General features: G+C 68.2%; 11 protein-coding genes. 6 read left to right on the top strand and 5 right to left on the bottom strand.

The features are described from left to right. On the top strand, positions 1-806 hold an 806-nt coding region (locus ABZX61_RS64840; protein WP_355212968.1), incomplete at its 5' end, for a ricin-type beta-trefoil lectin domain protein. A gap of 86 nt (positions 807-892) precedes the next feature. On the opposite strand, the gene ABZX61_RS64835 is transcribed toward ABZX61_RS64840, so the two are convergent. The 3 genes from ABZX61_RS64835 to ABZX61_RS64825 all read right to left on the bottom strand — a co-directional run bounded on the left by ABZX61_RS64835 (position 893) and on the right by ABZX61_RS64825 (position 6,357). Further along, positions 893-3,601, bottom strand: a complete 2,709-nt coding sequence (locus ABZX61_RS64835; RefSeq protein ID WP_355212966.1) for a glycoside hydrolase N-terminal domain-containing protein — start codon at positions 3,599-3,601, stop codon at positions 893-895. 285 nt (positions 3,602-3,886) lie between these two features. After that, positions 3,887-5,242: a lectin gene (locus tag ABZX61_RS64830; protein ID WP_355212964.1), complete on the bottom strand. Its 1,356-nt coding sequence runs from the start codon at positions 5,240-5,242 to the stop codon at positions 3,887-3,889. Between the two features lie 344 nt (positions 5,243-5,586). Beyond that, on the bottom strand, positions 5,587-6,357 hold the full coding sequence (locus ABZX61_RS64825; protein ID WP_355212962.1) for a FadR/GntR family transcriptional regulator: 771 nt from the start codon (positions 6,355-6,357) through the stop codon (positions 5,587-5,589). Positions 6,358-6,467: 110 nt separating this feature from the next. Between ABZX61_RS64825 and ABZX61_RS64820 the strand changes: the two genes are divergently transcribed. The 4 genes from ABZX61_RS64820 to ABZX61_RS64805 are packed head-to-tail and all read left to right on the top strand — an operon-like array spanning position 6,468 to position 10,704. Beyond that, on the top strand, positions 6,468-7,745 hold the full coding sequence (locus ABZX61_RS64820; protein ID WP_355212960.1) for an extracellular solute-binding protein: 1,278 nt from the start codon (positions 6,468-6,470) through the stop codon (positions 7,743-7,745). Positions 7,746-7,749: 4 nt separating this feature from the next. Continuing rightward, positions 7,750-8,712 carry a sugar ABC transporter permease gene (locus ABZX61_RS64815; RefSeq protein WP_355212958.1) on the top strand — a complete coding sequence of 321 codons (963 nt, stop codon included), beginning with the start codon at positions 7,750-7,752 and terminating at the stop codon, positions 8,710-8,712. Further along, positions 8,712-9,539 carry a carbohydrate ABC transporter permease gene (locus ABZX61_RS64810; protein WP_355212956.1) on the top strand — a complete coding sequence of 276 codons (828 nt, stop codon included), beginning with the start codon at positions 8,712-8,714 and terminating at the stop codon, positions 9,537-9,539. Before ABZX61_RS64815 ends, ABZX61_RS64810 begins: the two co-directional genes overlap by 1 nt. Position 9,540: 1 nt before the next feature. After that, positions 9,541-10,704, top strand: a complete 1,164-nt coding sequence (locus ABZX61_RS64805) for a mandelate racemase/muconate lactonizing enzyme family protein (RefSeq protein WP_355212954.1) — start codon at positions 9,541-9,543, stop codon at positions 10,702-10,704. Between the two features lie 166 nt (positions 10,705-10,870). Here ABZX61_RS64805 and ABZX61_RS64800 read toward each other — a convergent pair whose 3' ends face one another. Together ABZX61_RS64800 and ABZX61_RS64795 are read right to left on the bottom strand one after the other, a co-directional pair. Then, the gene (locus ABZX61_RS64800; RefSeq protein WP_355212952.1) at positions 10,871-12,373 is read right to left on the bottom strand and encodes an arabinofuranosidase catalytic domain-containing protein; all 1,503 of its coding nucleotides are present in this window, start codon (positions 12,371-12,373) and stop codon (positions 10,871-10,873) included. A gap of 242 nt (positions 12,374-12,615) precedes the next feature. Next, positions 12,616-13,353: a FadR/GntR family transcriptional regulator gene (locus ABZX61_RS64795; protein ID WP_350743100.1), complete on the bottom strand. Its 738-nt coding sequence runs from the start codon at positions 13,351-13,353 to the stop codon at positions 12,616-12,618. A gap of 337 nt (positions 13,354-13,690) precedes the next feature. Here ABZX61_RS64795 and ABZX61_RS64790 point away from each other — a divergent pair, with 337 nt between their 5' ends. Continuing rightward, positions 13,691-16,075, top strand: a complete 2,385-nt coding sequence (locus ABZX61_RS64790; RefSeq protein WP_355212949.1) for an RICIN domain-containing protein — start codon at positions 13,691-13,693, stop codon at positions 16,073-16,075. Positions 16,076-16,092 lie beyond the last annotated feature (17 nt).

Genomic DNA, 16,092 nt, shown 5'->3' with positions numbered 1-16,092 from the left:
CCTGGGCCAAGACCCAGGGCGTCTACAACATGGTCCGCGACTTCAAGCAGCGCGGCGTGCCGATCGACTGCGTCGGCCTGCAGTCGCACTTCAACGGCAACAGCCCGTACAACAGCAACTACCGCACCACCATCTCCAGCTTCGCCGCCCTCGGGGTGGACGTGCAGATCACCGAGCTGGACATCCAGGGTGGCTCCGCGCAGACCTACGCCGCCGTGACCAACGACTGCCTGGCGGTGGCCCGTTGCGCCGGCATCACGGTGTGGGGGGTGCGCGACCAGGACTCCTGGCTCGGCGCCAACGCCAGCCCGCTGCTGTTCAACGGCGGCAACAAGAAGCCCGCCTACGACGCGGTCCTCAACGCCCTGAACGCCGCCAACCCCGGCCCCACGCCCACGGTGACCCCGACGCCGCCCGGCGACAATGGCCAGATCAAGGGGGTGGCCTCCGGCCGCTGCCTGGACGTGCCCAACGCCAGCACCACGGATGGCACCCAGGTGCAGCTGTGGGACTGCAACGGCCAGTCCAACCAGCAGTGGAGCTCGACCTCCGCGGGTGAGATCAAGGTGTACGGCAACAAGTGCCTGGACGCCGGCGGCACCGGGAACGGTACGAAGGTGCAGATCTACGGCTGCTGGGGCGGCGACAACCAGAAGTGGCGGGTCAACTCCGACGGGACCATCGTCGGCGTGCAATCGGGACGCTGCTTGGATGCCACTGGCGCGGGCACCGGCAACGGCACCCAGATCCAGCTGTACGACTGCTCAGGCGGCGGCAACCAGAAGTGGACCTGGAGCCGTTCCTGAAACCGCGTAGGTAGGCCCATGGCTTCGCCGCAACCGGTGGCCGGTTGCGGCGAAGCGCGCGCGTTGGTCTGCGAGCGTCGTCGGGCTCACACGCCCGTGATGGTCCATTGGTTGTTGGTGCTGTTGTTCGGCGTCCACATGGCGACGGTGGAGCCGGCTGTGCTGTTGCCCATGCCGTCGAGGGCCGTGCCGGTGCCGCGGTTGATGATCTGGTAGCGGCCGTTGCCCGTGCTGTTGAGGCGCCACTGCTGGTTGTTGCCGCCGCCCCACGCCGCCTGCCTGGCGTTGGCTCCGTTGGCGGTGTTGCCCCAGCTGTCGGCGACCATGCCGTTGGTGCGGTTGACGATGCGGTACCACCCGCCGCCCAGATCCACGAGCTGCCACTGCAGGTTGGTGCTGCCGTCCCAGTTCCACTGCTTGAGGTTCGCCCCGGAGGCGACGTTCCCGCCGCTGTCCAGCGCCAGGCCGGTGGTCGCGTTCGTGATCCGCACGTAGGTCGCCGGCGGAGGGCCGCCGGACCCGGTCATGCGGTACGTACGACCGGCCTGGCCGGTCAGCCCGATGACGTCGTTCTCGGGTTTGGCGACGCTGACGGTGTCGCCGGTCGTGGTGTCGACCACCTGGTAGGTCCCGGCGAAGATCCGGCTGCGCACGTTGACCGTCGCGTCACGGTCGAACCTGATGAGGATCTCGGTGGCCCCGCCGGAGCTCCACGTCGCGTCCACGGTGTAGCCGCCGCGCCCTCGAAGACCCTGCACTTTCCCGCTCGGCCAGGCCGCCGGGAGCGCCGGAAGCACGTGAAGCTCGCCGTTGTGGCTCTGCAGCAGCATCTCGGCGATGCCGGACGTCGCGCCGAAGTTGCCGTCGATCTGGAACGGCGGGTGCAGGTCGAACATGTTGGGCGCGAGCCGGGCCGTCGTCACGAGGGCGCGGATCAGGTCGTGCGCCCGCGTGCCCTCCTCCATCCGCGCCCAGTAGTTGATCTTCCAGGCCAGCGACCAGCCCGTGCCGTCGTCACCGCGCAGTTCGAGGGTCCGCCGCGCGGCGGTGTACAGCGCGGGGGTGCCGCGCTTGGTGATCTGGTTGCTGGGGTGCAGGCCGTAGAGGTGGGAGATGTGCCGGTGGTTCTGCTCGGTCTCGACCCAGTCGTACAGCCATTCCTGGATGTTGCCGCGTGAGCCGGTCTTCATCGGCGGGAGCCGGTCCCGGGCGGCGAGGACCTGCGTCCGGAAGCTCGCGTCCGTGCCCAGGAGCTCGCTCGCCTTGGCGCAGCCGTTGAACAGGTCTCGCAGGATCTGGTTGTCCATCGTCGGTCCGGCGCAGATGCTGACGCCCGAGTGGTGGGGCAGTTCCGGCGAGTTCGACGGGTTCGTGACCAGATATTTGAGGTTCGGTTCTTCCACGAGGGTCTCCAGGAAGAACTGCGCGGCCCCCTTCATGGCCGGGTAGTACTGCCGGAGGAAGTCGAGGTCGCCGGTGAAGAGGTAGTGGTCCCAGATCATGGTGGCCAGCCATGCGCCGCCGGTCTGCCACATGCCCCAGGTCGCGCCGTCGACGACCGAACTGCCCCGCCACCCGTCGGTGTTGTGGTGGGTCACCCAGCCGCCGGCGTTGTACTGCACCCGGGCCGTACGGGCGCCGCTGACCGTGAGGTCGTTGATCATCCTGAACACCGGCTCGTAGCACTCCGACAGGTTGGTCGTGTCGGTCGGCCAGTAGTTCATGGGCAGGTTGGCGTTGAGGGTGTACTTCGAGTCCCAGGACGGGGTCAGCGAGTCGTTCCAGATGCCCTGCAGGTTGGCGGGCTGGGTGCCCGGCCGCGAGGAGGAGATCAGCAGGTAACGGCCGTACTGGAACAGCAGCGCCGAGAACTGCGGGTCGTTGCCGTTCGCGTGCTGCGCGATCCGTACGTCGGTCGGCTGGTCGGCCGCCGGGGTGCGGCCGAGGTCGAGCGTCGTGCGCCCGAACAGCCGCTGGTAATCGGCGGTGTGCCGGCCACGCAGGTCGTCGTAGGTCCGGCCGGCGGCGGCGTCGAGATGGCGCCGGGCGATGCCCTGGTAGTCGCCGCTGACGTCCTTGTAGTTCACGTAGCCGGAGCCGATGGAGATCAGCACCGTCACGCTGTTGGCGGACCTTACCTGCAGGGTGCCGCCGGAACTGCTGACACTGCCGCCTTCGGCGACGGCCCGGGCCAGCGCCAGGAACTTGACCTTGCCGGCCAGGCCCCTCTGGTCGCCGGAGATGCCGTCGAGCGCCACCGTCGTGCCGTCCGGGCTGGACCGCGTCGTCCGCTGCGGGCTGCCGAACGTCGCGGAGAACGTGATCGAGCCGGGCTTGTCGGCGGTCAGGCGGACGGCGATCACCTGATCCGGCGCGCTCGCCAGCACCTCGCGCCGGTACCGTACGCCGTTCTGCAGGTACGTCACCGTCGTGGTGGCCGTGGTCAGGTCCAGGAAACGGTTGTACTCCGAAACCCCGGTGGCGCTGCCGAAGGTCAGTCGCAGATCGCCCACGGGCTGGTAGGCCAGCTGAGCCGAAGGGTTGCCCAGCATGTTCTGGTCGACCAGGGTCTGGGCCTGGCTCCACTGGTTCTGGAAGACCAGCTGCCGGATCTGCCCCAGCGCCGCCGCGCCCTTCGTGTTGCTCTGGTCGTACGGGCCGCCGGCCCAGATGGTGTCCTCGTTGAGCTGCAGCCGCTCGGTGTCGACGTTGCCGAACACCATGGCGCCCAGGCGGCCGTTTCCGATCGGAAGCGCGCGCAGCCACTCCGTGCCGGCGCTTTCGTCGTACCACAAGGCCAGATCGTTCGCGGCTCTCACCTCCGCAGGCGCCACCGACGCGGCCCGTGCCGCGGCCGTCCATGATAAGGGCAGCAGCGCGGCTCCGGCTCCAGCCGTACCGAATCTCAGCAGTTGTCTTCGCGATAAATCAGCCATTTCGGTTCTCCAAGCCCATGGGGATTTCGCGGGCGGTCGGCCTCCGTCGGGTACGAGCACGAGCCCCGCACCCTGCGTGCTCATGGCCATCGCCGGGGCGATGACTCGTCCCGGCGATGGCGCATGGTCAGCTGTCACGGACTGTCAGGCGCGGGCCCACTTCTGGTTGGTGGCGCCGGTGCAGGTCCAGATCTGCACCTTGGTGCCGTTGGCGGTGCCGTACCCGGACACGTCCAGGCACTTGTTCGCCCCCACCGCCGTGATCGTGCCGTCGGCGTTGAGGCGCCACTTCTGGTTGTTCTGGCCGTTGCAGTCCCAGATGATCACGGCGGTGCCGTCCGCCGTCCCGGCCCCGTTCACGTCCAGGCACTTGCCGCCGTAGACCCGCAGCTCACCGGAGCTGGTGGCGGCCCACTGCTGGTTGGCCTGGCCGTTGCAGTCCCAGATCTGCGTCTGCGCGCCGTTGGCCTGCGAGGCTCCGCTGACGTCCAGGCACCGCCCCGACCCCGCGCCCTTGAGCGCGCCCGCCGCCGGCGGATCAACCGTGGGGGTCGGCGTCGGGTTCGGGTCGCTGCCTCCGAACTGCGTGAAGAAGTTCCACACCACTGGCCTGGTCCAGGACTTCTCGCCAGGCTCGAGGTCGCCGGGCTTCCCGTCCACGGGACCGGGGGTGTGGCCGGCGTCGAACGCCGCCCATGCGACCGGATACCCCGCCCGGCACCCCGAGTAGTTGGTGACGACGTGCGTCAGGCTGCCCTGCGCCGGCTCCGGCGGGTTCTGGGGGGTGCAGCCGTTGTTCCTGACGAACCTGTCACGCAGCGACCGGCCCGTGGAGATGTTGAGCACCGGATCCCTGAGGCCGTGCAGCCCGATGTACGCGATGGGCTCGTTGCCGCCGCTGCACCCGCTGAGCTGCCCGCCGGAGTAGACCGCCACCGCGCGGAAGACCGTCGCCCGGACGCATGCGAGCGCGTAGCTCATGCCGCCGCCGTAGCTGAAGCCCATGGCGAAGCGCTGGGAGGTGTCCACACAGAGGTCCGCCTCGATCCGCCGCATCATGTCGTCGACGAAGGTGACGTCCTCACCGCCCGAGTTGGCCCAGCCGTTGTTGAAGCCCTGGGGCGCGACGAAGATGGCGGTGTTGTTCGACAATGCCCTGAGCCCGTAGTAGGACCAGGGGTACCCGCTGGTTCCGCCCCCGTCGACATCGTTGGCGGTGCCGCCATTCCAGTGGAATCCGAAGATCAACCGGTAGGGCGTGTTGTTGTTGTAGTTGTCCGGAATTCTCAGAATGTAGCTGCGATTTTTCCCGCTGGTCGTAATCGACTGCGTACCGCTTCTCAGCGTCGGGGTCTTGCCGCATCCCGCGGTGCCCGCGAGGGCGCTCCGTTGTGCGAAGGACGGGGGCGCGCTGTCGCCCAGCGCCGTATGCACCGTGGCCAGGACGATGAGCAGTACAGCGGACGCGATAGCGGTGAAGAGGTACCTGAGCCTCGACATCACGCAAATTCCTTTGCCGTTCTTGGGGGTGAAAAACGCAAAAGGGAAGCCACTTCCACCACCTTTTCCGGGGGTGCGGGCGTTGGAAGTGTTAGCGCTCACTCAACGCCGCAGTAATGGGATCTCCTTTCTTCCTGGCGGCTGGAGGCGATGGTGCAGCGGAGCAAATATGACCGTGACAAGACCTGTCAAGGCTCGGCCTTCCCGACGTTGTGGGCCTGTGCCTGAGACGACCCCGTCGCTCCGGCGTCTGACCAGGAGAAGCGGCCGTGGCCGCCACTGACGTGCCGCGCTGAAACTTTCACGGCCCTCGATCGAATCGGTTCCGAGGACGCGAACGGGCGCTAACGCCGCAGCCGCACGGGGTCGGCGGGTCCGCTGCGGCGGACGATCCAGGCCTCGGTGATGTGATTGAATATCGCCTCGGCGGCGCCCCCGGGATCGTGGGCGGCGATGCGTTCGTAGATGCGGCGGTGGCCGAGGTTCGACGCCACGCAAAGCGCCCGCTCGGTCCGGCCCAGGTATCGGGCGGTGTTGATGACCTGGCTTTCCAGCGCCCGTACGACGCCCCGGGCGATGCGGTTTTCCGACGCCTGCATGATCGTGTCGTGGAAGGCGCGGTCGCTTTCGGCGTACGTGACCGGGTCGTCCACGAGCTCGTCCATCCGATCCACCAGTACGCGCAGCTGCTCGATGGTGTCCGGCCCGGCCAGGCGGGCGGCGACGTTGGCCATGTCGGACTCCAGCACGCGCCGCGTGACGACGAGGTCGTCGAGGATCGCCAGGCCCTCTTCCTCGGCGATGGTCGCGGCGAGGACGAGCTCGTCGAGCATGTCCCACATCGCCGGCGGGGTCACCATGGTGCCGGAGCCCTGACGGACCCGTACCAGTCCCTTCTCCTGCAGGAGTTTCACCGCTTCCCGGACGACCGTGCGGCTCACGGAGAAGGCCTCGCACAGCGCGGGCTCGGGGGGCAGCGATGTCCCCGGCGGGTGCACGCCGCGAACGATGCGCTCCACCAGCTCGGCTGTCACCGCTCTGGCGAGACTGGCAGGACGTCGTACCCAGGCCGGTGGCGCCGGGACGCTGCCAGGCGTTTCCTGCGATGTCGTCATAGACCCCTCCTGGCGCGCCACCGCGTCAGTATACGTGAGCCCTATTGACGTTATACGTCATACGAATTATGTTTGCGCCTGGTCCAGCGGTCCTCGGAAAGCGGGCAGCAATGAAGCAGCGAGCACTGTGGTCGGCCTTGATGGCCGCCGCGCTGGTCCTGGCCGGTTGCGGGAGCGCGGCCAGGACCCAGTCACCCTCCGGAAACTCGACGCAGAAGCAGCAGAAGATCGTGGTCTGGGACTGGAAGTCCGGTGAACCGGCCGCCGCGGCCTACATCGAGAAGGCCAAGGCCGACTTCGCCAAGCGGCATCCGGGAGTCACCGTCGAGTTCGTCTCACAGCCGTTCGACCAGTACTACACCCTGCTCGGCACGGCCATCCAGTCCAGCAAGGGGCCCGACGTCATGCTCTTCAACGGGGGAGGGCAGATCCGCGACCGGGTCACCGCGCTCCTTCCGCTGGACCAGTACGTGGCCGAGGACAAGAGCCGGCTGGCGGGCTGGGACGCGTTCAGCAAGGACGGCAAGATCTACGCCGCACCGGTGACCCTGCAGGGACACCCGATCTACTACAACAAGACGCTCTACGAGAAGGCCGGCCTCGACCCGGCGAACCCACCCAAGACCTGGAACGAGTTCGTCAGCGGCTGCGCCGCCATCAAGAAGGCGACCGGAGCCACCTGCTTCGCGCTCGGCAACAAGGAAGGCGCCGGAATCCAGTTCTTCCTGTCGGGCCTCGGATCCGGTGTCCTGACGCCTCAGGAGTACGACGGCTGGATCGCCGGGAAGCGCGACTGGACCTCTCCTCACGTGAGGCGGATCTTCGAGCTGTGGAAGGAGGCCGGCGACAAGGGGCTGAACAACGACGGCGCCAACTCCACCGCGATGTTCACCGACATCTTCAGAGTCTTCGAGACCGGTAAGGCCGCGCACATCATCGGGCTGATGTCGGACATCGGGCACTGGAAGGATTTCGGCGAGTTCCTGCCGCCCGACAAGATCGGCGTCATGCCGGCCCCCGTCGTCACCAACGGAGCCACTCCGAGCCTTCCGTACGACGGCGGCATCGGCTACGCGGTCGCCAAGTGGACGAAGGACCCCGCGCTGGCCACCGATCTGGTGCGATCCCTGACCTCGACCGACGCCTTGACGGCGTTCTACTCGAAGGCCGGCGCGATCGCGTCCGACACGACGATCGACTTCTCGCAGTCCGGCCCGGCCGTCGCCACGATCGCGTCCGAGATCAAGACCGGCAAGCCCGCCCTGCACGTGGCGCTGTCCTCCAAGACCCTGGACCTGATGGGAAGACTGTCCCAGCAGCTCCTGAGCGGGTCGACCACCGTGGACAAGGCTGTGGAGCAGCTGGCCGCCTCCGACCGGGCGGGCTGACCGCGTGCCGATCGGAAGTCCGTCCCCGTTGGTCCGCCCGGCCGGCTCCGTGCCGGCCGGCGGAGGGACCGTCAGGCACCGGGGACGCCGCCGGGACACCCGTAGGGGGCGCGCGGAGCGCCTCGCGCCCTACGTCCTGGTGGCCCCGGCCGTACTGATCATCGTGGTGCTGCGGCTGTGGCCGCTGGTCCTGGGGGTCAACTTCTCCTTCACGGGCGACGGCGAGCTCAACGGAACCCCCGTCGGCCTGGGCAACTACCTGGAGCTGTTCGGCGACCCGTTGTTCCGCACCTCGCTGCGCAACGTCGGGCTGCTGGTGCTGCTGCTTCCCGTGGCGGTGGCGATTCCGGGGCTGCTCGCGACCTTCATCTACCTGCGCGTGCCGGGTCACCGGGTCTACCGCAGCGTCTATTTCTTCCCGGCCGTGCTCTCGCCGGTGATCGTCGGTGCGATCTTCAACCTCATGCTCGGGTTCGACGGCCCGTTGAACGCCGTCCTCGGGGCGGTCGGCGTCGGCCCGGTCGACTGGCTCGGCGAGCCGGGCATCGCCATGTTCACGGTTGTCGGCGTGCACGTGTGGGCGACGTTCGGGATGGCCCTGGTGGTGTTCCTCGCCGGATTCAGCACCCTGGACGCCTCGCTGCTGGACGCCGCCCGCGTGGACGGCGCGTCGCTCCGCCAGACGATCTGGCACGTGATCATCCCGAGCCTGACGCGCACCATTCAGTTCGTCTTCGTGACCACGATGATCGGGATGCTGACATCCATGTTCGGCCTGCTCTTCGTCATGACCAGCGGCGGCCCGGAGGGATCGACCTACCTGCCGGAGTACTACATCTGGCACCAGCAGGGACAGATGAACCGGCCTGCGCTCGCCTCGGCCGCCTCGACGGTTCTCTTCGTCGTCATGCTCGTGGTGGGGCTCCTGCAGATCACTCTGCTCCGCCGCACGGGAAGGCAGGACTGATGCCCGGCAGGCGTCTGGCCAGGTGGGTGGCCGCTGTCCCCATGGCCGTCCTCGCGCTGGCGACGATCTATCCTCTCGTGTTCACCGCCAACGTCGCGATGAAGACCCGGCGCGACTACGTCCTCGACCGGTTCTCCCCGGCGGGCTCCCTGCGCTGGGACAACATCGCCGAGGCGTGGGCCGGCGCCGGAATGGCGCGGTTCTTCGTCAACTCGTTCGTCGTCGTGGCATTCGCCGTGGCCCTGCTGCTGCTGTTGGGGTCGATGGCCGGCTTCGCGCTGAGCCAGCTGCGGTTTCGCGGTTCTTCGGTGATCTTCCTGGGCTGTCTCGCGGGGCTGTTCGTCCCGTTCCAGGTGATCATGGTGCCGCTCACCAGGGTCATGGCCGACAGCGGGCTCATCGACACCTATCCGGGACTGATCCTGGCCTACGTCGCGCAGTTCCTGCCGTTCACCGTCTTCCTGATGACGAGCCACTACAGGACCATTCCTGCGGAGATCGTCGACGCGGCCAGGATCGACGGGAACACGGTGTACGGCGTGTACCGGCGGATCATGCTCCCGCTGGGCGTTCCGGCGCTGCTGTCGGTCGGCATTCTCGACGCCTTGTTCTGCTGGAACGACGTGCTCATCTCCCTGCTCATGATGCCGTCGCCCGAGCATCGCACCCTCATGATCGGGGTCAACGCGCTGCGCGGACAGTATTCCGACGACATCCCCACCTTCGCCTCGGGGGTCCTGATCGCGGCGGTACCCGTGCTGATGATCTATCTGTTCCTCCAGCGCCAGATCGCCGACGGCGTCACCGCCGGTTCCACGAAAGGCTGACATGCGGATCACGGGGTATCGGACCACGACGACGGTCCAGGAATGGGGCCGTCCCGTCGGTGACGCCAACGGCGTCTTCGCCGACGGAGTGGTATCGGTGCCGCTCGTCATGGTGGACACCGACGAGGGGATCACCGGTATCGGCCTCGGGCCGCACGTGGAGATCGAGGCCGTCTTCGCCGCGATCGAGGGCGAGGATCCGCGCGGCGTGACGGCGCTCTACGACCGCATGCTGCGGCAGACCTTCAAGGCGGGCCACGCCGGCGCCGTGTTCGGCACGATCGGCGCACTCGACACCGCCCTGTGGGACATCAAGGCGCAGTTGGCCGGTGAACCGCTCTGGCGGTTGCTGGGCGGACGCGACCGGCGGGTGCCCGCCTACGCCTCAGGCCTCGACATCGGCCTGACCGACGACGAGCTCGTCTCGGCTTACCAGCTCTACGCCGAGCACGGCCTGCGCGCGGCCAAGATCAAGGGCGGCCTCGACATCGAACGCGACCGGCACCGCCTGACGCTGGTACGGGACGTCCTGACCGAGGCCGGGCACGGATCGCGGCCGGGCCTGATGCTCGACGTGAACGAGGCCTGGACCCGCAAGCAGGCGGTCCGGCACGTCTGCGAGCTCGAACGCACGCTGGACCTCACGTGGATCGAAGAGCCGGTCCGGCGGTGGGACGCCGAAGGCCTGGCCGTGGTCGGCCGCGGGATCCGCGCCTCCGTCGCCACGGGGGAGAACCTCACCGGGCTCGAGCAGTTCCGTCCGCTGCTGGCCGCGGGGGCCGTCGACATCGTCCAGACGGCCGCGGTCTGGGGGGTGTCCCACTTCCTCCGGGTGTCCACTCTGGCGCACGCCCATGAGCTGCCGGTCAGCCCGATCGGGACCACGCCGGTCGCGCTGCTGCACGCCGCGACGTCGGTGCCGAACCACCTGGCCAGCGAGTTGCAGGACCTGCACCCGCCACTCGGACTGTCACTCGACCTGCACGTCGAGGACGGCGCGTTCATCCTCGGAGACTCGCCCGGTCTAGGCATCACGATCGACGAGCACGCGATAAACGCGTGCACCCGCAAGCCGAACGCCAGGGCCGCCGAGGGCCCCAACATCCGCCCGGAACCCGCCGGACGACGGCTGCTGGCGGTCAACGGCGGCTTCCACCAGGTCTAGCACCCTGGCCGACGTCGGCGCGGGCTCCGGGTGGCTGAACTCGCGCGACACCTACCCCGAGGGCGCGGGCTTGGGCTCGAAAGCCCGGCCTCGTTCGTATGCCGGCCACCGCCTCCCCTCACTGGGCGAAGTAGGTGGCCGGCGTTAGGTTTGCCGAGGGACCGGGTCAGCGGTAGCCGGCGGTGATGATGTTGGTCTGAACGGCGTTCTCGGTGGCGTCGGTGGGATAGCCGGCGACCATGGCTCCTTCGTAGAAGGTTCCGGCGCTGAGATTGGCGCCGCCGTCAGGCTTGCAGCAGTCGCCGCCGCTGCCCAAGATGATGGCCCCCTGCTTCTTCATCGGGCTGTAGCCGTTGGGGAGCGGCCCGTCGTACAGGGTGTACAGGCTGCCGGACTGCGCGTTGCTGCCCCTGATGGCGAATCGGCTGGTGCCGTTGTTCTTCAGCGTGGCGGTGACGAACTTGTGGGGGAAGGCCCGCTGGTTGGGGTTCCAGGACTGGCTGCCGCCGGGGTAGAGCCCCCATTCGAGGTCGGCCTGGACCCAGGGGCCGCTTCCCTGGCAGCCGCCGAACCAGCACTGGGTGCTGAAGTTGATGGCGTCCATGGCGCCGGCGGCGTCGGCCTTCCTGGTCGTCTCGCTGTTGCCGTAGTCGAAGCAGCAGCCGCCGTTGACGTGGGTGCCGCTGGTGACCATGTACATGCCCTCGGGTGCGCTGCCGGTGGGCACGCCGGTCAGGTGGCCGTCCCGCCAGTAGCTGTTGCCGGGGTTGATGTAGAGCGAGTACGCCTTGCCGCCGCCGACGGTGAGCGACTCGGTGGTCGCGATCGCGGGCCTGCTCTGAGGGGAGCCGGGGACCACGCTGGATCCCTGGTACCACAGGTCGTTGCCCCGCCCGGACTGGTCGTACACGACGGTCATGACGCACGTGGCGCCGGTGCAGAACGAGTCCTGGGCCGCGGCGTCGGCGACACCGCCCGCGCTCAGCACGCCGATGTTCCTGGTCGTGTTGTCGGAGGAGCGCCTGACCTGGTACAGGTTGCCGTTGTACGAGCCGTAGAGCGCCCGTGTCGTGCTGTGCGCGGCCACGCACGGCGTGCCGCCGGAGGCGTAGATGTCGCACGGGCGCGCGCCGGGCGGCGGCGGGGTCGGTGTCGGGGTGGGCTCGGCTCCGGTGGTCCATTTCTGGTTGGTGCCGCCATGGCAGGTCCAGATGTGCACCTTGGTGCCGTTGGCGGTGCCGTACCCGGAGACGTCCAGGCACTTGTTCGCGCCGACCGCGGTGATGGTGCCGTCGGCGTTGAGGCGCCATTTCTGGTTGTTCTGACCGTTGCAGTCCCAGATGATCACGCTGGTGCCGTCGGCGGTGCCGGCGCCGTAAACGTCCAGGCACTTGGTGCCGTACACCCGCAGCTCACCCGCGGCGGTCGACGTCCACTGCTGGCCGGGCTGGCCGTTGCAGTCCCAGATCTGCACCTGCGCGCCGTTCGTCTGCGAGGCGCCGCTGACGTCGAGGCACCGCCCCGACCCCACACCCACCAGCGGCGTGGTCGCTGCGGAGGCCGGTGCCGACCAGGTCAGGGCGGTGGCCAAGATCGTCGCCAGCGCCGCCACCACAGCCGCGACGACGGCCGCCCGGGAGCCCGATAAGGGAACGGATGAAGGCTGCATGTCGTACTCCTTGGGGGTAGGGCGAGACGGAGACAGCCGCGCTCGGAGACCGGTGCGAATCGATTCGCCAAAGCACATACGACGGGTTGACCGCCTGTCAAGGCTCCGCCCTGTCCGGCGGCCTGCCGGAAGCCCTGCTCGGCGGCACTCGTGGTGGGGCTCGATGAAACGTTCATCCGCCGCAGGCTCGGCTGATCACGTCCGTCGGTTCCCGGCTGGGCGAACCGGTTCGGTCGGCCGGATCACTGGGATGAGAAGAGGCGCTGCTGGATCTCTCTCCGGTAGTCGTCGAGGGTGTTGTCGATGTGCGTGGCCGCGGCCTGGGCGGCCGCTTCCGGGTCACCGGCGCGGATGGCCCGGTAGATGGCGTCGTGCTCCTCGACGGCCTTGGCGGCATGCCCGCCCACCGAGCCGCTCAGCCCGATGAGGTTGGACTGCGCCTGCAGCCTGCGGGCCTCCCGCACCGCCACCTGGAGGAACATGTTGTGCGAGGCCGTGGCGATGGCGGTGTGAAAGGTGTCGTCGCCCTGGTTGAACAGGTCTTCTTGGCCGGTCTCGAAGCCGTGACGGCACAGGCCGGCCGCCTCCTCGATGGCCCTCAGCTCGGCGGGGGTGGCGCGGCGGGCGGCCAGCCTGCTGGTCTCCATCTCCTGCACCCGGCGGAACTCGAACAGCATGTAGACGTGGTCGAGGTCGGTCGGGAGGAAGAAGGAGGCCCAGCGCCCGGTGCCGAACATCCCCTCGTCGTCGGCCACGTACAGGCCGCGGCCCTTCTGGGCGCGTACCCGGCCGAGCGCGGAGAGCAGCTTCACCGCCTCGCGTACCACCGTGCGGCTGGTGCCCAGTTGCCGGGCCAGCTCGATCTCGGTCGGCATACGGTCACCCGGACGCAGGCCGAGCCGGACGATCAACTCCAGCACCTGCTCGGCCGCCACCTCGTAGCCCGGCCGGTATCCGCTCTCGCGCGGGGTGTCGGTCACCGTGCTTCCTCCTCGCCGTTCCCTGCAAAGTATGACTGATGAGGGTGCCCTCCCAGGGCCTCAGGCGCTGGAACCATGAGTACGACACATCTGAACGATTCATATGAAACCGATCGGCGCGGGTGTGCGCGGCGCGGGAATTCATGCTGGTAAATGGCGCAAATCGGCTAACCATGGCCGGAGTCTCGGTGTGCAAATGGTGAAATAAGCGGGCTTAAGGTCTTGACGGACATCAATACTCACAACGTAATTAGAGGCGAAGACCCTCAGAAGGGCGTCACCTGCCCGAGCAGCAGGGCGTGACCTGGCCACACCCGTACCCCCCAAAGGAACCACTGTGCAGTCATCTTCGCCCGTCACGGCGCTGAGACCGTTCCTGATCGGCATCGTCGTGGCGCTGGCCGCGGCGTTCGCCCTCGTCGCCCCCGCCACCCCGGCCCTCGCGGCCACCACGACCCTCTACGCGTCACCCACCGGCACCGGCACCGCCTGCACCTCCACCCAGCCGTGCTCGCTGTCCGCGGCGCAGACGGCGGTGCGTTCGCTGAACGGCGCCATGTCCGGGGACATCGTCGTCGAACTGGCCGACGGGGCGTACCGGCTGTCCGCGCCGCTCCGGCTGACCGCCGCCGATTCCGGGAACAATGGCTACACCGTCAAATGGCAGGCCGCGGCGGGTGCCCGTCCCGCCATCAGCGGAGCCAAGGCGGTCACCGGATGGACCGTGGCCGATTCAGGGAAGAACATCTGGCGCGCCGACGTCGGCGCGGGGATCGACACCCGGCAGCTGTACGTCAACGGCGCCCTCGCCACGCGGGCGCGCACGACCGTGAACCGGTCCGACTTCACCGCCACCACCACCGGTCTGAGGTTCGGCAACAGCGCCCTGAGCTATCTGAACAACCTCGCCAACCAGAACCGGGTCGAGATGGAGAGCGTGGGCTCGTTCACGGACCGCTACGTGACGGTGCAGGGCATCAGCGGGAACTTCATCACGATGCAGCAGCCCGGCTGGAACAACAACACCTTCGGGTACGACACCTTCACGCAGCCGCACCGGGCGGGTCCGCTGTACCTGGAGAACGCCTACGAGTTCCTGGACGCGCCGGGGGAGTGGTACATCAACCCCGGCACCGGCGTCCTGTACTACATCCCGGCTGCCGGGCAGAACATGAGCAACGTCAGTGTCGAGCTCCCGATTCTCCAGTCCCTGGTGAACGTCGGGGGCACCTACGACGCGCCCGCGCACCACATCACGTTCAGCGGGATCACCTTCTCCGGCACGACCTGGCTCGGGCCCAGCGGCAACCAGGGCTACGCGGACCAGCAGACCGGCGCCTACATCGCGGGCAACTGGAACTGGCCCGCCGACAGGCTGACCTCCTGCCAGGAGGGGTGCCAGCAGTTCGAGGCCGCGCGGCCGAACTGGCAGCAGATGCCGGCAGCCGTGCAGGTGTCCGCGGCCGGCAACATCACCTTCACCGACTCCCGGTTCGTCAACCTCGGCCAGACGGCCGTGGGCATCGGCAACGACGCCAACGCGCACGCCAGCGGTGTCGGCCTGGGCGCCGGCGACATCACGGTCACCCGCTCCGAGATCGCCCAGAGCTCGGCCGGCGGCATCGTGGTGGGCGGCGTGCGCGCCGACGCGCACCACCCCAGTGACCAGCGGATGGTCAACCGGAACATCACCGTCAGCAACAACCGCATCCACGACCTCGGCCTGGACTACCGGGGCATCGTCTCGGTCCTGACCACCTACGTCACCAACACCGACGTGTCACACAACGAGGTCTACAACCTGCCGTACACCGGCATGTCGATCGGGTACGGCTGGGGCGCCAACGAGCCGGGCGGCAGCAACCAGTACGCCAACCGCGGCCTGTACAACTACCAGCCGCGCTACACCACTCCCACCACCGCATCCGGCAACAAGCTCATCGGCAACTACGTGCATGACGTCATGCAGCAGATGACCGATGGGGGCTGCATCTACACGCTGTCGTGGAACCCGAACGCGGTGATCAGCGGCAACCACTGCCTGCGGACCAACGGCTGGTTCGGCATCTACTTCGACGAGGGCTCCAAGTACTACAGCGTCACCGGCAACGTGCTCTCGAACACCGGCACCTGGGCCACCGCCAACTACTGGGGCGGCGAGAACATGGGGAACTTCACCGTCACCGGCAACTGGTCGACCAACGGCAGCACGAACGTGACCAACGGCGACCGCGGCAATGTGGTGAACAACAACGTCACCGTCACCAACGGCGCCTGGCCCGCGGGCGCCCAGGCCGTGATGGCGTCCGCCGGGCCCCAGGGCCAGCCTTCGGGGAGCACGAGTGCGTTCAAGGGTGCGGGGTCGGGCCGGTGCCTGGATATCAGCGGAGCCTCGCAGGCCAACGGCGCGCAGGCGCAGATCTGGGACTGTAACGGTCAGCCGAACCAGCAGTGGACGTCGACCGCCGCGGGTGAGCTGCGGGTCTACGGCGGCAAGTGCCTGGACGTGAACGGGGCCGGGACGGCGGACGGCACCGCCGTGATCATCTGGGACTGCAACGGCCAGAACAACCAGAAGTGGCGCCTCAACGCCGACGGCACGATCACGGCGGTGGGGGCGAACAAGTGCCTGGACGTGTCCGGATACGGCACCGCCAACGGCACCAAGGTGCAGATCTGGACCTGCACCGGCGCCACCAACCAGAAGTGGACCCGCGCCTGACGACGCCCCCACCCTCG

The sequence above is a fragment of the Nonomuraea sp. NPDC003709 genome, from assembly GCF_040610775.1.
Lineage (GTDB): Bacteria > Actinomycetota > Actinomycetes > Streptosporangiales > Streptosporangiaceae > Nonomuraea > Nonomuraea angiospora_A.
The sequence above is the reverse complement of the archived record's forward strand: the minus strand, read 5'-3'. Positions and strand labels throughout refer to the sequence as shown.